General features: G+C 69.0%; 16 protein-coding genes. 12 read left to right on the top strand and 4 right to left on the bottom strand.

Annotated elements, in window-relative coordinates; genetic code table 11:
* The first annotated feature begins 60 nt into the window (after positions 1-60).
* From QAR72_RS08840 to iolB, 8 genes are all read left to right on the top strand, one after another.
* The gene (locus QAR72_RS08840; RefSeq protein ID WP_304617006.1) at positions 61-984 is read left to right on the top strand and encodes a sugar ABC transporter substrate-binding protein; all 924 of its coding nucleotides are present in this window, start codon (positions 61-63) and stop codon (positions 982-984) included.
* A 57-nt stretch (positions 985-1,041) separates the two neighbouring features.
* Positions 1,042-2,148: an ABC transporter permease gene (locus tag QAR72_RS08835; RefSeq protein ID WP_304617005.1), complete on the top strand. Its 1,107-nt coding sequence runs from the start codon at positions 1,042-1,044 to the stop codon at positions 2,146-2,148.
* Position 2,149: 1 nt separating this feature from the next.
* The gene (locus QAR72_RS08830) at positions 2,150-2,926 is read left to right on the top strand and encodes an ATP-binding cassette domain-containing protein (protein ID WP_304617004.1); all 777 of its coding nucleotides are present in this window, start codon (positions 2,150-2,152) and stop codon (positions 2,924-2,926) included.
* Positions 2,926-4,020 carry a Gfo/Idh/MocA family protein gene (locus QAR72_RS08825; protein WP_304617003.1) on the top strand — a complete coding sequence of 365 codons (1,095 nt, stop codon included), beginning with the start codon at positions 2,926-2,928 and terminating at the stop codon, positions 4,018-4,020. The genes QAR72_RS08830 and QAR72_RS08825 overlap by 1 nt, the downstream gene beginning before the upstream one ends.
* Entirely contained in the window at positions 4,017-5,933 is a 1,917-nt protein-coding gene (locus QAR72_RS08820; protein ID WP_304617002.1) for a bifunctional 5-dehydro-2-deoxygluconokinase/5-dehydro-2-deoxyphosphogluconate aldolase, read from the top strand. Before QAR72_RS08825 ends, QAR72_RS08820 begins: the two co-directional genes overlap by 4 nt.
* A 98-nt stretch (positions 5,934-6,031) precedes the next feature.
* Positions 6,032-7,861 carry a 3D-(3,5/4)-trihydroxycyclohexane-1,2-dione acylhydrolase (decyclizing) gene (gene iolD / locus QAR72_RS08815; RefSeq protein ID WP_304617041.1) on the top strand — a complete coding sequence of 610 codons (1,830 nt, stop codon included), beginning with the start codon at positions 6,032-6,034 and terminating at the stop codon, positions 7,859-7,861.
* Between the two features lie 10 nt (positions 7,862-7,871).
* A complete protein-coding gene (gene iolE, locus QAR72_RS08810; RefSeq protein ID WP_304617001.1) occupies positions 7,872-8,780 on the top strand; it encodes a myo-inosose-2 dehydratase in 909 nt (302 codons plus the stop codon).
* A 109-nt stretch (positions 8,781-8,889) separates the two neighbouring features.
* On the top strand, positions 8,890-9,684 hold the full coding sequence (gene iolB / locus QAR72_RS08805) for a 5-deoxy-glucuronate isomerase (protein ID WP_304617000.1): 795 nt from the start codon (positions 8,890-8,892) through the stop codon (positions 9,682-9,684).
* Between the two features lie 468 nt (positions 9,685-10,152).
* Here the strand turns inward: iolB and QAR72_RS08800 are convergent, their stop codons facing one another.
* The gene (locus QAR72_RS08800) at positions 10,153-10,353 is read right to left on the bottom strand and encodes a nicotinate phosphoribosyltransferase (protein WP_304616999.1); all 201 of its coding nucleotides are present in this window, start codon (positions 10,351-10,353) and stop codon (positions 10,153-10,155) included.
* A gap of 202 nt (positions 10,354-10,555) precedes the next feature.
* Here QAR72_RS08800 and QAR72_RS08795 point away from each other — a divergent pair, with 202 nt between their 5' ends.
* The 3 genes from QAR72_RS08795 (at position 10,556) to QAR72_RS08785 (ending at position 15,475) form a co-directional block, all read left to right on the top strand.
* Entirely contained in the window at positions 10,556-12,136 is a 1,581-nt protein-coding gene (locus QAR72_RS08795) for a sodium:solute symporter family transporter (protein WP_304616998.1), read from the top strand.
* Between the two features lie 147 nt (positions 12,137-12,283).
* On the top strand, positions 12,284-12,913 hold the full coding sequence (locus QAR72_RS08790; protein WP_304616997.1) for an NAD(P)-dependent oxidoreductase: 630 nt from the start codon (positions 12,284-12,286) through the stop codon (positions 12,911-12,913).
* 75 nt (positions 12,914-12,988) lie between these two features.
* Entirely contained in the window at positions 12,989-15,475 is a 2,487-nt protein-coding gene (locus tag QAR72_RS08785; protein ID WP_304616996.1) for a membrane-bound PQQ-dependent dehydrogenase, glucose/quinate/shikimate family, read from the top strand.
* Positions 15,476-15,656: 181 nt separating this feature from the next.
* On the opposite strand, the gene QAR72_RS08780 is transcribed toward QAR72_RS08785, so the two are convergent.
* Both QAR72_RS08780 and QAR72_RS08775 read right to left on the bottom strand, forming a co-directional pair.
* On the bottom strand, positions 15,657-16,886 hold the full coding sequence (locus tag QAR72_RS08780) for an extracellular catalytic domain type 1 short-chain-length polyhydroxyalkanoate depolymerase (protein ID WP_304616995.1): 1,230 nt from the start codon (positions 16,884-16,886) through the stop codon (positions 15,657-15,659).
* Positions 16,887-16,912: 26 nt separating this feature from the next.
* Entirely contained in the window at positions 16,913-17,314 is a 402-nt protein-coding gene (locus QAR72_RS08775) for a CopG family transcriptional regulator (protein ID WP_304616994.1), read from the bottom strand.
* A 163-nt stretch (positions 17,315-17,477) separates the two neighbouring features.
* Between QAR72_RS08775 and QAR72_RS08770 the strand changes: the two genes are divergently transcribed.
* Positions 17,478-17,615 carry a hypothetical protein gene (locus QAR72_RS08770; RefSeq protein ID WP_304616993.1) on the top strand — a complete coding sequence of 46 codons (138 nt, stop codon included), beginning with the start codon at positions 17,478-17,480 and terminating at the stop codon, positions 17,613-17,615.
* A 14-nt stretch (positions 17,616-17,629) separates the two neighbouring features.
* Here the strand turns inward: QAR72_RS08770 and QAR72_RS08765 are convergent.
* Positions 17,630-18,344: phospholipase D-like domain-containing protein (locus QAR72_RS08765; RefSeq protein ID WP_304616992.1), on the bottom strand; the 715-nt coding region annotated here is incomplete at its 5' end.

The raw sequence follows: 18,344 nt of genomic DNA, 5'->3' as shown, positions 1-18,344 counted from the left end.
GTCGCGCAGGATGGCCGTCCATGGGAGAGGGCGGCCCATCGCAACCTGGGAGGAAACCACATGACCAAGCTGAAGACCGCCGTTGCCGTCGCCGCGCTGATGGCTCTGGCCGCGCCTGCGATGGCGCAGAACATCATCGTCGTGGCCCACGGGCAGGCGAACGACCCCTTCTGGTCGGTCGTCAAGAACGGCGCCGCGCTGGCGGGCGAGCATACCGGCGCCAGCGTCGATTTCCGCGCGCCCGAGGTCTTTGACATGGTGGCGATGAGCCAGCTGATCGACGCGGCCGTGAACCAGTCACCCGACGGGCTGGTCGTGTCGATCCCGGATGCCGATGCGCTTGGGCCGTCGATCCGCCGCGCGGTCGAGGCGGGCATTCCGGTGATCTCGATGAATTCGGGCGGCGATGTCGCAGCCGAGATGGGCGTGCTGCTGCATGTCGGCCAGTCGGAATACGATGCCGGCGTGGCTGCCGGCCAGCGTCTGGCCGAGATCGGCGGCACCAAGGCGATCTGCGTCAACCACGAGGTCGGCAACGTCTCGCTGGATCAGCGCTGCGCGGGCTTTGCCGAGGGCTTCGGCCAGCCGGTGCAGGTGATCCCGACCCAGAACGACCCGACCGAGGTTCAGTCGCGCGTCCGCGCCGCGCTGGAATCCGACCCCGAGGTGGACACGGTCCTGGCCCTCGGCGCCAGCCTGGCCGGCGAGCCCTCGGTTGCCGCCGTCGAGGCGCTTGGCCGTGACGACGTGCATATCGCCAGCTTCGACCTGTCGGCGGGCTTCCTGCAGGCCGTGGCCGACGGCAAGGCCACCTTCGCCATCGACCAGCAGCAATACCTGCAGGGCTATCTGCCGGTGGCCTTCCTGGCGCTGAACGCGACCTATGGGCTGATGCCGGGCGGCGACGTGCCCTCGGGTCCGAACCTGGTGGGTCAGGACAGCGCCGCGCAGGTGATCGAGCTGTCCGCTCAGGGCATCCGCTGATCCGGCGGGGCGGGCGATGCGCCCGCCCCCCTCATCCGACAGCAGGGGGAACCGACCATGGCCGACAGTGCCAGCCTCTCCGCCGACGAGCGGATCAAGACCGAATCCGTCGTCACGCGCCTGATGAAACGCCCCGAACTGGGCGCGATCGGCGGCGTGATCCTTGTCACCATCTTCTTCATGGTCACGGCCAGCCCGGCCATGTTCACGCTGGCCGGGATCATGAACTTCATGACGCCCGCCGCACAGCTTGGCATTCTGGGCATTGCGGCCGCCATGCTGATGATCGGGGGCGAATTCGATCTGTCCATCGGCTCGATGGTGGCCTTCGCGGGCATGATCTTCGGGGTTCTGGTCGTCAACATGGACCTGCCGCTGATCCTGGCGATCCCCATGACCTTCGTCTTTGCCGGGCTGGTGGGCGCGGCCAACGGGATGATCGTCCTGCGGACCGGCCTGCCCAGCTTCATCGTGACGCTGGCCTTCCTGTTCATCCTGCGCGGGGCCTCGCTGGTGGGGCTGAAGGTCTTCACGGGCGGCGCGACCCAGCTTCGCGGCGTGCGCGACGCGGTGGCGGGCGACTGGCTGGCGCCGATCTTCTCGGGGCATGCCTTCGGCGGGCTGTTCCGCTGGATGGCCGAGCAGGGCTGGATCGCCACGCTGGCCTCGGGCGCGCCTGCCGTGCCGGGCGTGCCGGTCTCGATCCTGTGGTTCGTGGGCTTCGCGGCGCTGGCGACCTTCGTGCTGCTGCGCACGCCTGCGGGCAACTGGATCTTCGCCACCGGCGGCGACCGGGTCGCTGCCAGCAATTCCGGCGTGCCGGTGCGGCGGGTGAAGATCTCGCTCTTCATGCTGACGGCCTGCGCGGCGGCGCTGGTGGCGATCATCACCGTGATCGATACCGGATCGACCGATGCGCGGCGGGGCTTCATGAAGGAATTCGAGGCGATCATCGCCGCCGTCATCGGGGGCTGCCTGCTGACCGGGGGCTACGGGTCCGCCATCGGCGCCTTCTTCGGCGCGATCATCTTCGGCATGGTCACGATCGGTCTGACCTATACCGGCTTTGACCAGGACTGGTTCCAGGTCTTCCTTGGGGCGATGCTGCTTCTGGCCGTGGTCTTCAACAACGCCATCCGCAAGCGCGTGACGGGGGAACGCTGAGATGTCCGAACCGATCATCCGCATGGAGAACATCAAGAAGCATTTCGGCAACGTGATCGCGCTGAACGGCGTCACCTTCGATGTGCGACCCGGCGAATGCCATTGTCTTCTGGGCGATAACGGCGCGGGGAAATCGACCTTCATCAAGACCATGTCGGGCGTTCACAAGCCGACCGAAGGCACGATCACCTTCGAAGGCCGCCCGATGGAGTTCAACAGCCCACGCGACGCGATGGAGGCGGGGATCGCCACGGTCTTTCAGGACCTTGCCATGATCCCGCTGATGAGCGTCACGCGCAACTTCTTCATGGGCCGAGAGCCGACCAAAGGCCGTTTCATCAAGCGCTTCGACATCGAGACCGCGAACCGCATCACGATGGAGAAGATGCGCCAGATGGGCATCAACCTGCGCGCCCCCGACCAGGCCGTGGGCACGCTGTCAGGCGGCGAACGCCAGACCGTCGCCATCGCGCGGGCGGTCCATTTCGGCGCCAAGGTGCTGATCCTGGACGAGCCGACCAGCGCGCTTGGCGTGCGCCAGACCTCGAACGTGCTGGCCACCATCGCGCGGGTCCGCGCGCAGGGCGTGGGCGTGGTCTTCATCAGCCACAACGTGCGCCACGCGCTGGCCGTGGGCGACCGTTTCACCGTGCTGAACCGGGGCCAGACCCTCGGCACCGCCAAGAGAGGCGAGATCGACGCCGCCGAATTGCAGGACCTGATGGCGGGCGGGCAGGAACTGGCCCAGCTGGAAGGCAGCCTCGGGGGGACGATCTGATGGCGCCTGGCGTCGCCCTGATCGGCACCGGCTTCATGGGCAAGTGCCACGCCATGGCCTGGCGCAACGTGGCGACGGCCTTTGGCGGCACGCCTCCCCGGCTGGAGGTTCTGGCCGATGCCACGTCCCCCGATGACACGGCCCGCGCCTGGGGCTTTGCCCGCGCGACCGCCGACTGGCAGGCCGCGGTCATGGACGAGGCTGTCGATGTGGTCAGCATCACCACCCCGAACGGCCTGCACCGCCCCATGGCCGAGGCGGCCTTGCGCGCGGGCAAGCATGTCTGGCTGGAAAAGCCGATGGCCCTGACGCTGCAGGACGCGCAGGCCATGGCCGATCTGGCAGCCGCCCATCCGGGTCAGGTGACGCTTCTGGGCTACAATTACCTGCGCAGCCCCGCCTTTCAGGCCGCCCGCGCGATGGTGGCGGACGGTGTGATCGGCAAGCCCCTGGCCTTTCGCGGCGTCTATGACGAGGATTATTCCGCCGATCCGTCCCTGCCCTGGTCCTGGCGCATGACGCATCAGGGCGGCGGTCTGGGCGCGCTTGGCGATCTGGGCTGCCATCTGGTCAGCGTCATGGTCGCGCTGATGGGGCCGGTCGCGGAACTGACGGCCATGACCCAGATCGCCGTGCCGATGCGCCCCTCGCCCGACGGCCCCCGCGCGGTCGAGAACGAGGACAGCGCGCTTGCCCTGATCCGGTTTGCCAGCGGCGCGCAGGGCTCGTTCGCCACGTCCCGCGTGGCGCGCGGCCGCAAATGCCGCCTGCAATGGGAGATCCACGGCTCGGACGGCACGCTGGTCTTCGATCAGGAACACATGAACGAATTGTGGGTGCATCGCGCCGGCGATGCAGGCTTCACCCGCCACCTGACCGGCCCGGCCCAACCCGACTTCGCCGCTTTCTGCCCCGCGCCGGGGCACAATTTCGGCTTCAACGAGCAGAAGGTCGTGGAATGCCGCGACCTGATCCGCGCCATCGAGGGCGGCACCCCCTGCGCGCCGGGCTTTGCCGAGGCGTTGCAGATCGAACGGATCATCCACGCCATGGCGGCCTCGGACGGTCGCCCCGTTACTCTGGAGGGCGCATGAAATCTCTTGACGTGATCACGATCGGTCGATCCTCGGTCGATCTTTACGGCCAGCAGGTGGGCGGGCGGCTCGAGGATATGGGGTCCTTTGCCAAATATATCGGCGGGTCGCCCACGAACATCGCCTGCGGGACGGCGCGGCTTGGGCTGCGCTCGGCCGTGATCACGCGGGTGGGCGACGAGCATATGGGCCGCTTCATCCGCGAGCAGCTGATCCGCGAGGGCGTGGACGTGCGGGGCGTCGCGACGGACCCCGAGCGGCTGACGGCGCTGGTGATCCTGGGCATCCGCGACCGGGACAGCTTTCCGCTGATCTTCTACCGCGAGAACTGCGCCGACATGGCGCTGACCGAGGCCGACATCGACGAGGGCTTCATCGCCGAGGCGCGCTGCGTGCTGGCGACCGGTACGCATCTGAGCCATCCGCGGACCGAGGCGGCGGTGATGCGCGCGCTGGAGCTGGCCCGCCGGCACGGCGCGCGGACGGCGCTGGACATCGACTATCGCCCGAACCTCTGGGGCGTCGCGGGCCATGGCGAGGGCGAGAGCCGCTTCGTCGAAAGCGCCGCCGTCACCGCGCGGTTGCAGGCGACGCTGCCGCTGTTCGACCTGATCGTCGGCACCGAGGAGGAGTTCCACATCGCCGGCGGGACGACCGATACGCTGGCGGCGCTGCGCGCGGTGCGCGCGGTCTCGGACGCGGTGCTGGTCTGCAAGCGCGGCGCGGCGGGGGCCGTGGCCTTCGAGGGCGCCATCGCGGGCTGGGAGAGCGGCCAGCAGGGGCCGGGCTTTCCCATCGAGGTCTTCAACGTCCTGGGCGCGGGGGACGGCTTCTTCTCGGGACTGCTGAAGGGCTGGCTGGACGGCGAGCCCTGGCCCCGCGCGCTGGAATACGCCAATGCCTGCGGCGCCTTCGCGGTCAGCCGCCACGGCTGCACCCCGGCCTATCCCAGCCTCGAGGAGCTGCGCTTCTTCCTCGGCCGCGGCGTCCAGCGCCCCGACCTGCGCAACGATGCCGCGCTGGAGCAGATCCACTGGGCGACGAACCGGCAGGGCCGGATGGGCGGCGACTGGACGACGCTGCGCGTCTTCGCCTTCGACCACCGGATGCAGCTGGAGGAGATGGAGGGCTATACGCCCGCCAGGGGCGGCGCGTTCAAGCGGCTCTGCCTCGAGGCCGCCCTGCAGGTGCAGGACGGCAAGGGCGGCTACGGCATCCTCTGCGACAACCGGATCGGGCGAGAGGCGCTGCACGCGGCCTCGGGCACGGGCCTGTGGATCGGGCGGCCGGCGGAATGGCCCGGCTCGCGGCCGCTGGCGCTGGAGCCCGAGCTCGGCCCGGATTGCGGGGGCTTGGGCGAATGGGCGCGCGAGAACGTGGTCAAGGTGCTGTGCTTCTGCCATCCGGACGACGATCCGGCCCTGCGCGCCGCGCAGGAGGCGACGGTGGGCCGCCTTCATGCCGCCGCGCGCCGGAACGGGCTGGATTTCCTGCTGGAGATCATCCCCTCAAAGGTCGGGCCGGTCGATGATGACACCACCGCCACGCTGATCCGGCAGTTCTATGCTGCGGGCATCCATCCCGACTGGTGGAAGCTGGAGCCGCTGACCAGCCGCGCCGCCTGGGCCAAGGCCATCGCCGCGATCGAGGACCATGACCGCCACACCCGCGGGATCGTGGTCCTAGGCCTCGACGCGCCCGAGGCCGAGCTGGCCGCCAGCTTCGAGGTCGCGGCCGGCTTCGATCTGGTTCGCGGCTTTGCGGTCGGGCGGACGATCTTCGGCCAGATCGCGCGGGACTGGCTGGCGGGACGGATGGACGATGCGGCCGCGGTGGCCGGGATGGCGGCCCGCTACCGCCGGCTCTGCGGGATCTGGGACGCGGCGCGCGCGGCGGCGAAGGTGGCGGCATGAGCGCGCGCGACCTCGGGGGGAAAGAGGGGGCGCTGCCCCCGTCGCCTGCGGCGACTCCCCCGGGGTATTTGGACAACGAAGAAGCGGCGGAGGCGCGGATGACGGGTGTGGTGCGGTTGACGGCGGCGCAGGCGATGGTGCGCTGGCTCTCGGTCCAGATGACCGAGGAGGGCGAGCGCTTCATCGACGGGGTCTGGGCGATCTTCGGGCATGGCAACGTGGCGGGCCTCGGCGAGGCGCTGCACGGGATCGGCGATGCGTTGCCGACCTGGCGCGGGCAGAACGAGCAGACGATGGCGCATGCCGCCATCGCCTATGCCAAGGGAAAGGCGCGGCGGCGGGCGCAGGCGGTGACGGCCTCGATCGGGCCGGGGTCCACGAACATGGTGACGGCGGCGGCGCTGGCGCATGTGAACCGGCTGCCGGTGCTGTTCATCGCGGGCGACGTCTTCGCGAACCGCCGTCCCGATCCGGTGCTGCAGCAGGTGGAGGCATTCGGCGACGGCACCCTGTCGGCCAATGACTGCTTCCGCCCCGTGGTGCGCTATTTCGACCGCATCACCCGGCCCGAGCATCTGCTGACCGCGCTGCCGCGCGCGCTGCGGGTGATGACCGATCCGGCCGAATGCGGGCCGGTCTGCCTGGCCTTCTGCCAGGACGTGCAGGCCGAGGCCCATGACTGGCCCGAGGCCTTCTTCGCGCCGCGCGTCTGGCGCATCCGCCGGCCCGCGCCCGATGCGGCCGAACTGGCCGAGGCAGCGGCCATGATCCGTGCGGCCCGGGCGCCCGTGCTGGTCTGCGGCGGAGGCGTGATCTATTCCGGGGCCGAGGACGTGCTGGGCGCGTTCGCGAGCCGCCTCAACATCCCGGTGATCGAGACGCAGGCGGGCAAGTCGGCGCTGGCGCAGTCCCATCCGATGAACTTCGGCGCGGCCGGGGTGGACGGCTCGGCCGCGGCCAATGCGGCGGCGCGGGGCGCGGATCTGGTGATCGCGGTGGGGACCCGGCTGCAGGACTTCACCACCGGCTCGCGGACCCTGTTTCCCGAGGCGCGGCTTCTGGCGGTGAACGTGCAGGCGCATGACGCGGGCAAGCACGGCGCCGTCACGCTGGTCGCCGACGCGCGTGTGGCGCTGGAGGCGCTGGCGGCCGAGCTGGAGGACCTGCGCTTCGACGCCGCCGACCCGCAGGCCCGCGCCGACTGGCTGGCGGCCGTCGCGGCGCATTGCGGCGCGGCCCCCCAGGGTCTGCCGACCGACGCGCAGGTGATCGGCGCCGTCCAGCGCGCCGCGCCCGAGGGCATCGCGATGTGCGCCGCCGGCACGATGCCGGGCGCGCTGAAGCTGCTGTGGCAGGCCAGCCGGCACGGCTATCACATGGAATACGGCTATTCCTGCATGGGCTACGAGATCGCCGGCGCGATGGGCCTGAAGCTGGCGCGCCCGGACCGCGAGGTTCTGTGCTTCGTGGGCGACGGCAGCTACATGATGGCCAACAGCGAGCTGGCGACGGCGGTGATGCGGCGCATCCCCTTCACGGTGATCCTGACCGACAATCGCGGCTATGGCTGCATCAACCGCCTGCAGGCCCATTCCGGCGGGGCGGCCTTCAACAACCTCTATGCGGATTGCAACATCGAGGCTCAGCCGCAGATCGATTATGTCGCGCACGCCGCCAGCATGGGGGCGCATGCGGTCAAGGCGGCGGACCTCGCCGACCTCGGGTCCCAGATCGCCGCCGCGCGGGGCCGCGACATTCCGACGGTCATCGTGATCGAGACGACCCCGCGCCCGGGCCCCGGCGACGGGCTGGAAGGGGCGGGCCATTGGTGGGACGTCGCCGTTCCGGCGGTCGGCGGGACCGACAATCTCAAACAGGCCTATGCACGCTACATCGCGGATGTGGCGCGGCAGGCCCTGATCAACTGAAGGCGCGACCATGATCCTCTACGGCACGAACCCCATCGCCTGGGCCAATGACGACGACCCGTCCATCGGCGCCCATATCCCGACCGAGCGGATCCTGCGCGAGGCCGCCGAGATCGGCTTCGACGGGATCGAGAACGGCCACCGCTGGCCCGACGATCCGCAGGCGCTCAAGGCGCTGCTGGGCGGGCACGGGCTGCGCTTCGTCTCGGGCTGGTATTCGACGCATCTGCTGGCGCGTTCGGTCGAGGACGAGATCGCGGCGGTCCAGCCGCATCTGGCGAAGCTCAAGGCCAATGATTGCCGCGTCTGCATCGTCTGCGAATGCTCGAACACGGTGCATGGCGATCCGGCAAAGGCGGTCAACGACCGGCCTCGTCTTAGCGCGACGGAAATGGCCGCGTTCGGAGCGAAGATGGAGGCCTTCGCGGCTTGGCTGGCCGGACAGGGCATCACGCTGGCCTATCACCACCACATGGGCACCGTGGTCGAAAGCCCCGAGGAGATCGACGCCTTCATGGCCGCCACCGGCCCCGCGACGCATCTGCTCTTCGACGCCGGCCATTGCGCCTTCGGCGGCGGCAAGCCCGAGGCGGTGCTGCGCCGCCACGCCGCCCGCGTCGCCCATTTCCACGCCAAGAACATCCGCCGCCCCGTGACCGGGCGCGTGCGGGCCGAGAACCTCTCGTTCCTGCAGGGCGTGCTGGCGGGCGCCTTCACCGTGCCCGGCGATCCCGAGGGCGCCATCGACTTCGTGCCGCTGCTGCGCGTTCTCGCCGAGGCCGGCTATGACGGCTGGCTGGTGATCGAGGCCGAGCAGGACCCTGTGCAGCGCGATCCGCGGCACTACCAGTCGATGGGCTTGAAGGCGCTGAAGGACGCGGCGCGGGCGGCGGGTCTGGACCGCCGCGTGCCCGCCTGACGCCACGCGGGCCGCAGTCGGCACCGGACGGAGGGGCGACAGCCCCGACCGGTGCGGCGACCCCTCGATGGGGTCGTTGCGCCGGGCTCGAGAACGGAAAGGGACGAGGATGGCAAACCTGTTGAGACGGCCCTTCGGGGCGCATGGCGAGGTGCACCGGATCATGCCGGCCGATGCGGGCTGGCGGTATGTGGGCTTCGCGCTGCACCGCCTGCGCGCGGGCGAGCGGATCGCCGAGGCGACCGGCGATCGCGAGGTGATCCTGGTCATGGTCGAGGGCAAGGCCGCGTTTCGCGCGGCAGGGCGCGACTGGGGCGTCATGGGCGAGCGGATGGATGTCTTCGAGAAGACGCCGCCGCATTGTCTCTACGTTCCGGACGGTCAGGACTGGGCCGCCGAGGCGGTGACCGACTGCACCCTCGCGGTCTGCTCGGCGCCCGGCCGGGGCGGGCATCCCGCGCGCCGGATCGGCCCCGAGGGCATCACCCTCACGCAGCGCGGCGAGGGGACCAACACGCGCTGGATCAACAACATCGCCATGGAGGCCGAGGATCATTGCGACAGCCTCCTCGTGACCGAGGTCTTCACGCCGGCCGGGCACTGGTCCTCCTATCCCAGCCACCGGCACGACGAGGACGACTTCCCCCGCATCACCTATCTCGAGGAGACCTATTACCACCGCCTGAACCCCGCCGATGGCTGGGCGATCCAGCGCGTCTACACCGACGATGGCAGCCTCGACGAGGTCATGGCGGTGCGCAACCACGACGTCGTCCTTGTGCCGCGCGGCCACCATCCCTGCGCCGCCCCGCACGGGATGGAGCTCTATTACCTCAACGTCATGGCAGGCCCCAGACGCGCATGGCGCTTCGTCAAAGCGCCCGAGATGGAGCGGATCGGCTGAGTGATGGGAGCGATCTGCCGCATGAAAGAACGCCGGCTCCGGCCATCAACTCTATCGGCAGACAGTCGCGAACTCGCCTCATCAACGGCATGCTCGAGATCGGTCAGAAAAGGGATCTGAGATGCTCACGGGCTCTTTCGGCGGGTCTGCAAGCGCAGATGATTAGCGAAAACAAATATGCGCCGACCGCGGTCGCCGAAAGGCAGAAACACTCTTAGCCATATCCAGCACCTCAATCGCCCACCTGCCATTCAGGGCACTGACACTGCGGTTGCGCCAGATGGCGTAGGCGCGGCAGTCGGTCAAGCGGTTGTACACGGGCTGGTGGAAGACCCCGTCCATCGGGTGAAGTCCACCGCGAATGCGCCGCGCCAGTTTCGCGAGAGGGCAGCTGGCCCTTTGCACGAGTCAGACGAGCCTTCAATCGCGTCTGAAGCTGTAGTCACCTCGCGCGCCGTCGCGGGCCCGTCAGTTGTCGATTTCCTGTGCCTCTTCGCGTGCTTCCGTCATGGGCGCGGGCTCCTCCTGCGTAGCCCATCCACCGAAGACCATTATGGCCACAAGGAGAAGAAAGCCGCCCGGGATCAGCGCGTAAAGCAACGAACGCGGCATGCCCCGTTTGGGCTCAGGCTGCGGCTTGTTTGCCTCGGACTGAGGTTTTCTGGCCATGGGAAGCTCCTTTGCGAATGGTTGGCGGCTGTAACTGCCATAGCGCCGAGATGTTTCAGACAGTGCCGCTTGCGATGAGGCGCTGCCTCGTTCAGGCCTGACGGGAACCTCGGTAAGGTGTGGCGGTTGAGGTACAAGATGTCGCAGGAACGCCGGACAGAACCACGAAGGCGGGGCGCCCGGGTCTAGAAGGACGATTGCCATGCCCGAATTCGAGGTTTCCCCCATCGATCTGTCCATCGCGGGGATCTACGTCGTCGTGGTCCTTGCCATCGGGCTTTGGCTGAGCCGGGGCCAGAAGGACAGCGAAAGCTATTTCCTCGGCGGTCGCGGTGCGGTCTGGCCCATCATCGGCATTTCGCTGATGTCCGCGAACCTGTCGGGCACGTCCTTCGTGGGCCTTGCCGGGGCGGGCTATGGCGACGGGATCGCGGTCTGGAACTACGAATGGATGGGGACGCTGGTCCTGATCTTCTTCGCGCTGTTCATCCTTCCCTTCTACCTGCGCAGCAAGGTCAACACGATGCCCGAATTCCTCGAGCAGCGTTATGACCGCCGCGCGCGCAAGGTCTTTGCCGGCTTCTCGATCTTCACCGCGATCTTCATCGACAGCGCCGGTGCGCTGTTCGCGGGCGCGCTGACGATGCAGCTGCTTTTTCCAGAAGTGCCGCTCTGGACGCTGATCGCGATCATAGCCGCGCTTGGCGGGGGTTACGTGATCTTCGGCGGCCTGAAGGCGGTCATGATCACCGACACGATCCAGGGCGTCCTGCTGCTGCTGGTCGGCACGATCATCTTCGTCATGGTCTTCATCGAACTGGGCAGCTCATGGCAGGCCGTGCGCGATGCGGCGCCCGAGGGGGGCTTTACCATCGCCAAGCCCGCCGATGACGATTTCCTGCCCTGGCCCGGCATCTTCACCGGGGTCATCTGGCTCAGCTTCTACTACTGGACTACGAACCATGTCGTCGTGCAGAAGGTGCTGTCGGCCAAGGACGTCAATCACGGTCGGTGGGGCGCGCTGCTGGCGGCGTCGCTGCAGGTGCCGTTCCTGTTCATCCTGATCCTGCCCGGCCTGATGGGCCGCGAATTGTTCCCAAATCTTGAGGAGCAGGATCACATCTGGCCTGCCCTGGTGTTCGAATTGCTGCCCATCGGCCTGCGTGGCCTTGCCCTGGCGGCACTCGTCGCGGCGCTGATGTCCACGATCGACTCGGTGCTGAACGGTTCGGCCTCGATCGCGGTCAACGACTTCATCAAGCCCCGCAAGAAGGAGTGGAGCGACAAGCGCATGCTGCTGATCAGCCGGTTGCTGGTCGGCGGCTTCATGATCGCGGCCGCGCTCTGGGCGCCGGTCATCGGTAGCTTCGGCGGCATCGTGGAATACTTCCAGTCCTTCCTGGGCTATGTGACCATGCCGGTCGTCGTCGTGTTCCTTGCAGGGCTGTTTTCGTCAAGGCCACCGCGTCATGCAGCCTTCTGGACGCTGTCGATCGGCATTCCGGTCGGCCTTGCCGGGTTCGCGATCTTCGAATTCGCCGAGTTGATCGACCTGCAATTCCTCTATGGCACGGGCCTGATGCTGCTGCTGTCGCTGGCGATCCTGGTCGGCATCACCCTGCGCAGCGAGGCGCCCGAACTGGAGGCCGAAACGACCTTCAGCCGGCAGACCTGGCAGGACGAGACGCGCGAATTGTCGGACCTGCCGAAATGGCAGAACCCCCGCCTTCTGGGGGCCGTCCTTGTGGTCGCGACCATGGCGGTCGTCGTGATGTTCATCTGAGGGCTTGGGGCCAGTCGCGATCGGGATCGTCCGGCGGGGCAGGGAGCGCTTCTTGATCTGGCGCAAGGCCAGCGCGGCGGTCCGGGTGCATCCTGAGACACGGGCCGTCGCCGGCGGCGCCGAACCGGACCAGCGATGCGAGGGCGGATGCGATTGTTCATTATGGGGGCGTCGGGCGGCGTCGGGCGATGCCTGATCGAACAGGCGCTGGCGCGCGGCCATGCGGTCACGGCGCAAAGCCGCAGCGGCAACGGCCTGCAACCGGAGCCGGGCCTGCGGGTGGTGATCGGCCAGCCAACCGATGCGGCCTTTCTGGAGCGCGCCATCGCGCGCCACGACGCGGTCGTCATCTGCGTGGGCACCGGCGATCGCGGGCCGACGACGCTGTTCTCGGATGTCACCGCCTCGGTCCTGCAGGCGATGCAGGCGACCGGGGTCAGGCGGCTCGTCGCGGTGACGGGGGTCGGGGCGGGCGACAGCCGGGGCCATGGCGGCTGGCTTTACAACCGGGTCATCTTTCCGCTCTTCACGCGCAACCGCTACCGGGACAAGGACCGGCAAGAGGCGATGATCCGGCTCAGCGCGACCGACTGGACCATCGTCAGGCCCGCCCCCTTTGCCCGCAAGGCGACGGGTCGCGCGCCCGAAATCTTCACCACCATCCCCGCCGGGCTGCAATTGCGCGCGATCACCCGCCCCGAGGTCGCCGACTTCATCCTGACCTGCCTCGAACAGGATGGCTTCCTGCACCAGACGCCCTTCATCGGGCATCGCTGACCCCTGCACCCGACGCGTCGCGGGAACAACCGCCCCGCGGCGCGGTTGGCAGGTGACGGTGCCGGGGAGGGGACCATGCCACAGATGCAAGCACGACGCCGGGGATTCGGCTTCTGGGCCGCGATGGCGGTTGCGGTGATGATTCTTGTCTTCGGGGTGCCGATCCTGGCGGGCGGGCTGTGGCTCGCTGCGCTTGGGGGGTCCTGGTATTACATCTTCGCGGGGGCGGGGCTGCTGATCACCGCGTTCCTGCTGTTCCGCCGGTCGATGGCGGCGGTCTGGGTCTATCTGCTGACCTTCGCCGGAACCCTGGTCTGGGCCCTGTGGGAGGCCGGGCTGGACGGCTGGGCGCAGGTGCCGAGGCTGGTCGCTCCGACGGTCGTGCTGGTCCTGATCCTGGCGCTGATCCCGGTCCTGCGCGGCCGCCCGGCGCGGATGCGGGGCGCGGCTGCGGCAGCGATGGCGGGCATCTGCGCGCTGGCCGGCGCGGGATATGTCCTGGCGATCTCGTCGGCCGGCGGACGCGCCATGGCCCAGTCCCAGCCCCCGGCCATGCCCGCAGAGCCCGCACCCGCCGAAACCGCCGAAGACGATGCGCCTGCCACGCCCGAGGGCACATCCAGCCCCACGGGCGTCGCGGTCGCCCCCGCGCGTCAGGCACGGGCGGCGGGCGCGGATTGGGTCGCCTATGGCGGGGACAACCACGCCACCCGCTATTCGCCCCTGTCCCAGATCACGCGCGAGAATGTCGCCGATCTGGAACTGGTCTGGGAATTCCGCACCGGCGACATGCCCGAGGGGGACGAGCGGTTCTCGAACCAGAACACGCCGCTGAAGATCGGCGATCGGGTGCTGATCTGCTCGGCCATGAACAAGGTGATCTCGCTGGATGCGGCGACGGGGCTGGAACAATGGCGCCATGATCCCGTCGTGCCGAAGGACGCCATCCCCTATAACGCGACCTGCCGCGGGCTGGCCTATTACCAGGCGCCCGAGATCGCGCCCACGGATCTGTGCCATGAACGGGTGCTGATGAACACGCTGGATGCGCGCCTGATCGCGGTCGATGTGGCGACGGGCCAGCCCTGCACGGGCTTCGGCAATGACGGGGTCGTCGATCTCGAGGTCGGGCTGGGCCGCACCGCGCCGGGCTGGTATGCGCCGACATCGCCGCCCACCATCGTGCGCAACATCGCGGTCGTGCATTCGCAGGTGCGCGACGGCCAGCGCCGCGACGCGCCCTCGGGCGTGATCCGGGGCTATGACGTGGTGACGGGCGAACTGGCCTGGGCCTGGGATCACGCCCGCCCCGACATCACCGGCCTACCCCCCGAAGGCGAGACCTATACGCGCGGCACCTCGAATGTCTGGACGATCTCGTCCGCGGACGAGGAACTGGGTCTGGTCTATCTGCCCCATGGCGTGCCCTCGGTCGATTACTGGGGCGGCATGCGCAGCGATCTGGAAAACGTCTATTCCACCGCGCTGGTCGCGCTGGACGTGACGACCGGCCAGCCGGCCTGGCATTACCAGACGGTGCATTACGATGTCTGGGATTACGATCTGGGCGCGCAGGGCACGCTGATCGACTTTCCCACGCCCGACGGCCCGGTGCCCGCCCTGATCCTGCCTACCAAGGTGTCGATGTACTGGATCTTCGACCGCCGCACCGGCGAATTGCTGGTCGAGGTCGAGGAACGCCCCGTCCCCCAGGGCGGCGTCGAGCCCGAGCGCCTGTCGCCCACCCAGCCCTTTGTCGTGGACTTTCCGCATGTCATGAAGCCCGATATCGAAGAGCGTCACATGTGGGGCATGACGCCGCTGGACCAGCTGTTCTGCCGCATCCAGTACCGGCAGAGCCGGTATCAGGGCATGTATACCCCGCCCTCGACCGATTGGTGGATCCAGTTCCCGGGCTACAATGGCGGCGTCGATTGGGGCGGCGTCGCGGTGGATGTGCCGCGCGGCATCATGGTGTCGAACTACAACGTCACCACCAACCGCAACCGGCTGGTCCCGCGGGCCGAGGTCGACCGCCACGGCATCGTGCCCATCGACGAGCCGGGCTGGCAGGACAACAGCCCCGAGGACGTCTCGCCCCAGGCCGACACGCCCTTCGGGATCGAGGTGAATGCGGGCTGGCGCGTTCCCCTGACCGGGATGCTCTGCACGCAGCCGCCCTATGGCGGGATCATGGCCGTCGATCTGGAAACGCGCCAGGTGCTGTGGGACCGGCCCTTCGGCTCGGCCCGCAAGAACGGGCCGTTCGGCCTGCCCTCATTCCTGCCCTTCGAGATCGGAACGCCCAACAATGGCGGCGCGGTGGTGACGGCGGGCGGGCTGATCTTCATCGCCGCGACGACGGACGATTACCTGCACGCGCTGGATATCGACACGGGCGAGGTTCTGTGGCGCGCCGATCTTCCGGCGGGCGGTCAGGCCGGACCGGCGATGTATGAATCGCAGGGCAGGCAATTCCTGATCATGAATGCGGGCGGGCACAATTTCATGGAAACGACCATCGGCGATCACTTCCTGGCCTACGCGCTGCCGCAGCGCTGAGCCGCAGGCCGGGCGATGCGCCCGGCCCGGCCACGCGGCCTCAGGGCCGGAACCCGCCCTGCTCAGACGATCCCGCCGCCGCCCGCCGCGACGGCGGGGCGCGTCTCTGCCGCCCTCGCCCGCCAGCCCGAGGCCCGATAGGCCGCGACCGGGTCGATGGCCGCCCCGAGGGTCTGGCCGACTACACCGAGGCCTGCCGCGCCTGACGGTGCAGGAAGAAGCGCACCATCTGGGCCGAGGCATCAGGACCGGCAGGGTCGGCATAGCTGCCCTCGGACCGCCCGCCCGACCAGGCATGGCCCGCGCCGTCGATGCGCCAGGACTCGATCAGGGGCGTGCCGTCATCGGCCTCGACCACGTCGCGGCGATAGCTGCGGCCCCCGGCGCTGCCGCGTTCGTGGCGCGCCGCGCCGGGCAGGGCGGGCCTCGCCGCCGCGACTAGCCGTTCGGCATTCGACGGGTGGACCGTCGCATCCGCGGTGCCGTGAAAGACGATCATCCGCACCGTGCCCCGCAGCGCAGGCCCCGCGCGCTCGCCTTGTCCCCGCATCGCCCCAAAGGCCGAGGGGATGTCATGCGCGGCTCCGTGCGGCAGGCCCGAATGGATGCCGACCGCCGCGAAAAGGTCGGGCTGCGTCGCTGCAAGGGTCGCGGCCATCGCGCCGCCCGCCGACAGGCCCGCCGCGAAGATGCTGTCTTGGGGCACAGCGAATTCGGCCGCGACGGCGCGGGTCAGGGCCGCCAGCAGCGCGGCCTCGCCCGCCTCGGCGCCCTGATCCTGCGGGCGGAACCAGTTCCAGCAGCCCTGCGGGTTCTGGGCGCGGGTCTGGTGGGGATAGACCACGATCAGCCCCGCGCGTTCGGCATGGCTGTTCATGTCGGTGCCGCGCGCGAAATCGTCGGGGTCCTGCGTGCAGCCGTGCAGCATGACGATCAGCCCCCTGGCGCCGTCCCCGATCCCCGAGGGCAGGAACAGCCGGTAATCCCGCGCCCCGAGGGCCGAGGCGAAGCGCCGCGTCTCGTAACGCGCGCCCGGCGGCAGCGCGGGCGCCGCGTTCGTGCGCGGCATGGCCATCAGGCCCTGCGGCAGCACCGATCCCTGCGGCCCAAGGCAACCCATCCGGCCCAGCATCTGCTGCAGATCGCCCGGCCGGAACCCCGCCGTCGCGGCACCATCCCCGTCCGCCGCTGCGGCTGCGGGCGCGGCTTTGGGCGGCCTCACGGCGACCAGCTCGGCATCCTCGATGCGTGGGCGCGCCGCCATCGGGGCAGGAGAGGGCAGGGGCAAGCCGCCCTGCGCGGCGCTGCCCTGGCCCAAGGCCGCCTGAATGATGCGCGTGGCCTCGGCGCTGTTGCCGGCGCGCGTCTGTTCCAGCGCACGGCTCATCGCCGCTGCGAAAGCGTTGTTCATGGTCAGGTCTCCGGGCTCTCGAGCCCCTAGGTGATGCGGTCCTTCAGGGCCGCCTTGACGGCAGGCGAGGCCTGCAGCGCGCCCAGCACCGTCAGCGATGCGATCGCCGCCTGCGCCAGGTCGGGGGTGATGTCCGGGGCGATCCGCGCCAGCCCGACCACCTTGATGTGCAGCCGCTCGCCCTTGGCGACGGCGTCCTCCAGCTCTTGCCGGGTGACGTCGCGCAGGCCCAATTGCAGCATGTGCCGCTCGATCGAGCGGCTGACGGCATCGGCCTCGCCCGCAAGCTGGTTGCGGATGGCGGTGCGGATGAAGTCGCTGCGGTTCGCGTAGAACCCCTCCTGCACCAGCAGGTCGATCCGGCCCAGATCCACATGGCCCAGGTTGATCGTGATCTTCTCGTTGTCGAGCGGTTTTGTCGGCTTCATGTCACACCATCCACATGGATGGTATATGGATGATGCACGCCCCGGCTTCAAGGGGTGGCGCAGGCGGTCGCGCTTTCAAATCGCGCCGTCAGGCCCCACATGAGAGAGGCAAGGCATTCGCGCCCCGTCCGGGACGCGGCGCCCTTGCAGGAAAGGACCATCAGTGGAACCAGAGATCGAGCGGACGGATGCGGACCTGAAACGGCTGATCCTGCGCATCTGCGAGGAACTGGGCATGACCCCGCAGGCAGCCCGCCACCTGGCCGAGCCCTGCGTCAAGAACCGGCGCAAGATGGCGTGACGCGCTGCGGCACCCTACAGCATCCATTCCACCGGCAGCCAGCTTCCCACCCTGACGAAGACGCGGCGGAACAGGCTGGCATTCGGTTCCTGCCGATGGACCTGCTCGGCGCCGTCGGGGCCGGTCTCGCGCCATTCGATCCCGCCGGCAGGGGCAGGCGTGACCGCATAGAACAGGCTGGCATCGTCCAAGGCGGCCGACAGCGACCCGGCGATGCGGGGGCTTTCGATCAGCACGCCCATCTCGGTGTTCAGCATGGCCGAGCGCGGATCCAGGTTGAACGACCCGATGAAGATGCGCCTGCCGTCGATGGCGAATGTCTTGGCATGCAGGCTTGAGGTCGATCCGGTCAGCACCTGCGCCAGGCTGAAATCCTCGCGTTCGGCCCGCGCGCCGGGGCGCGAGCGCAGTTCCAGCACCTCGATCCCTCGGGCGACCAGATCGGCGCGATAGCGCATCCAGGCCGAATGCACGATGGGCACATCCGTCGCCTCGAGCGAATTCGTGACCAGCCTCACCCGCCGCCCCGCCTGTGCGAGATCGCCGAACATCGCGGCCCCCCGCGCGCCGGGGATCAGATAGGCCGAGACGACCTCCAGCCGGCTTTCGACCCCGTCCACCAGCGCCGACAGCCTGCCCATCAGCAGATCGTCCCGCGCGGCCCGGCCCAGCCCCTTGGCGGGATCGTCGCTGACCAGCACGGCCTCGGTCCATTCCAGGATGTCCCGG

The sequence above is a fragment of the Paracoccus sp. (in: a-proteobacteria) genome (assembly GCF_030604785.1).
Taxonomy (GTDB): Bacteria; Pseudomonadota; Alphaproteobacteria; order Rhodobacterales; family Rhodobacteraceae; genus Paracoccus.
This window is presented reverse-complemented; position numbering and strand designations above follow the sequence as displayed.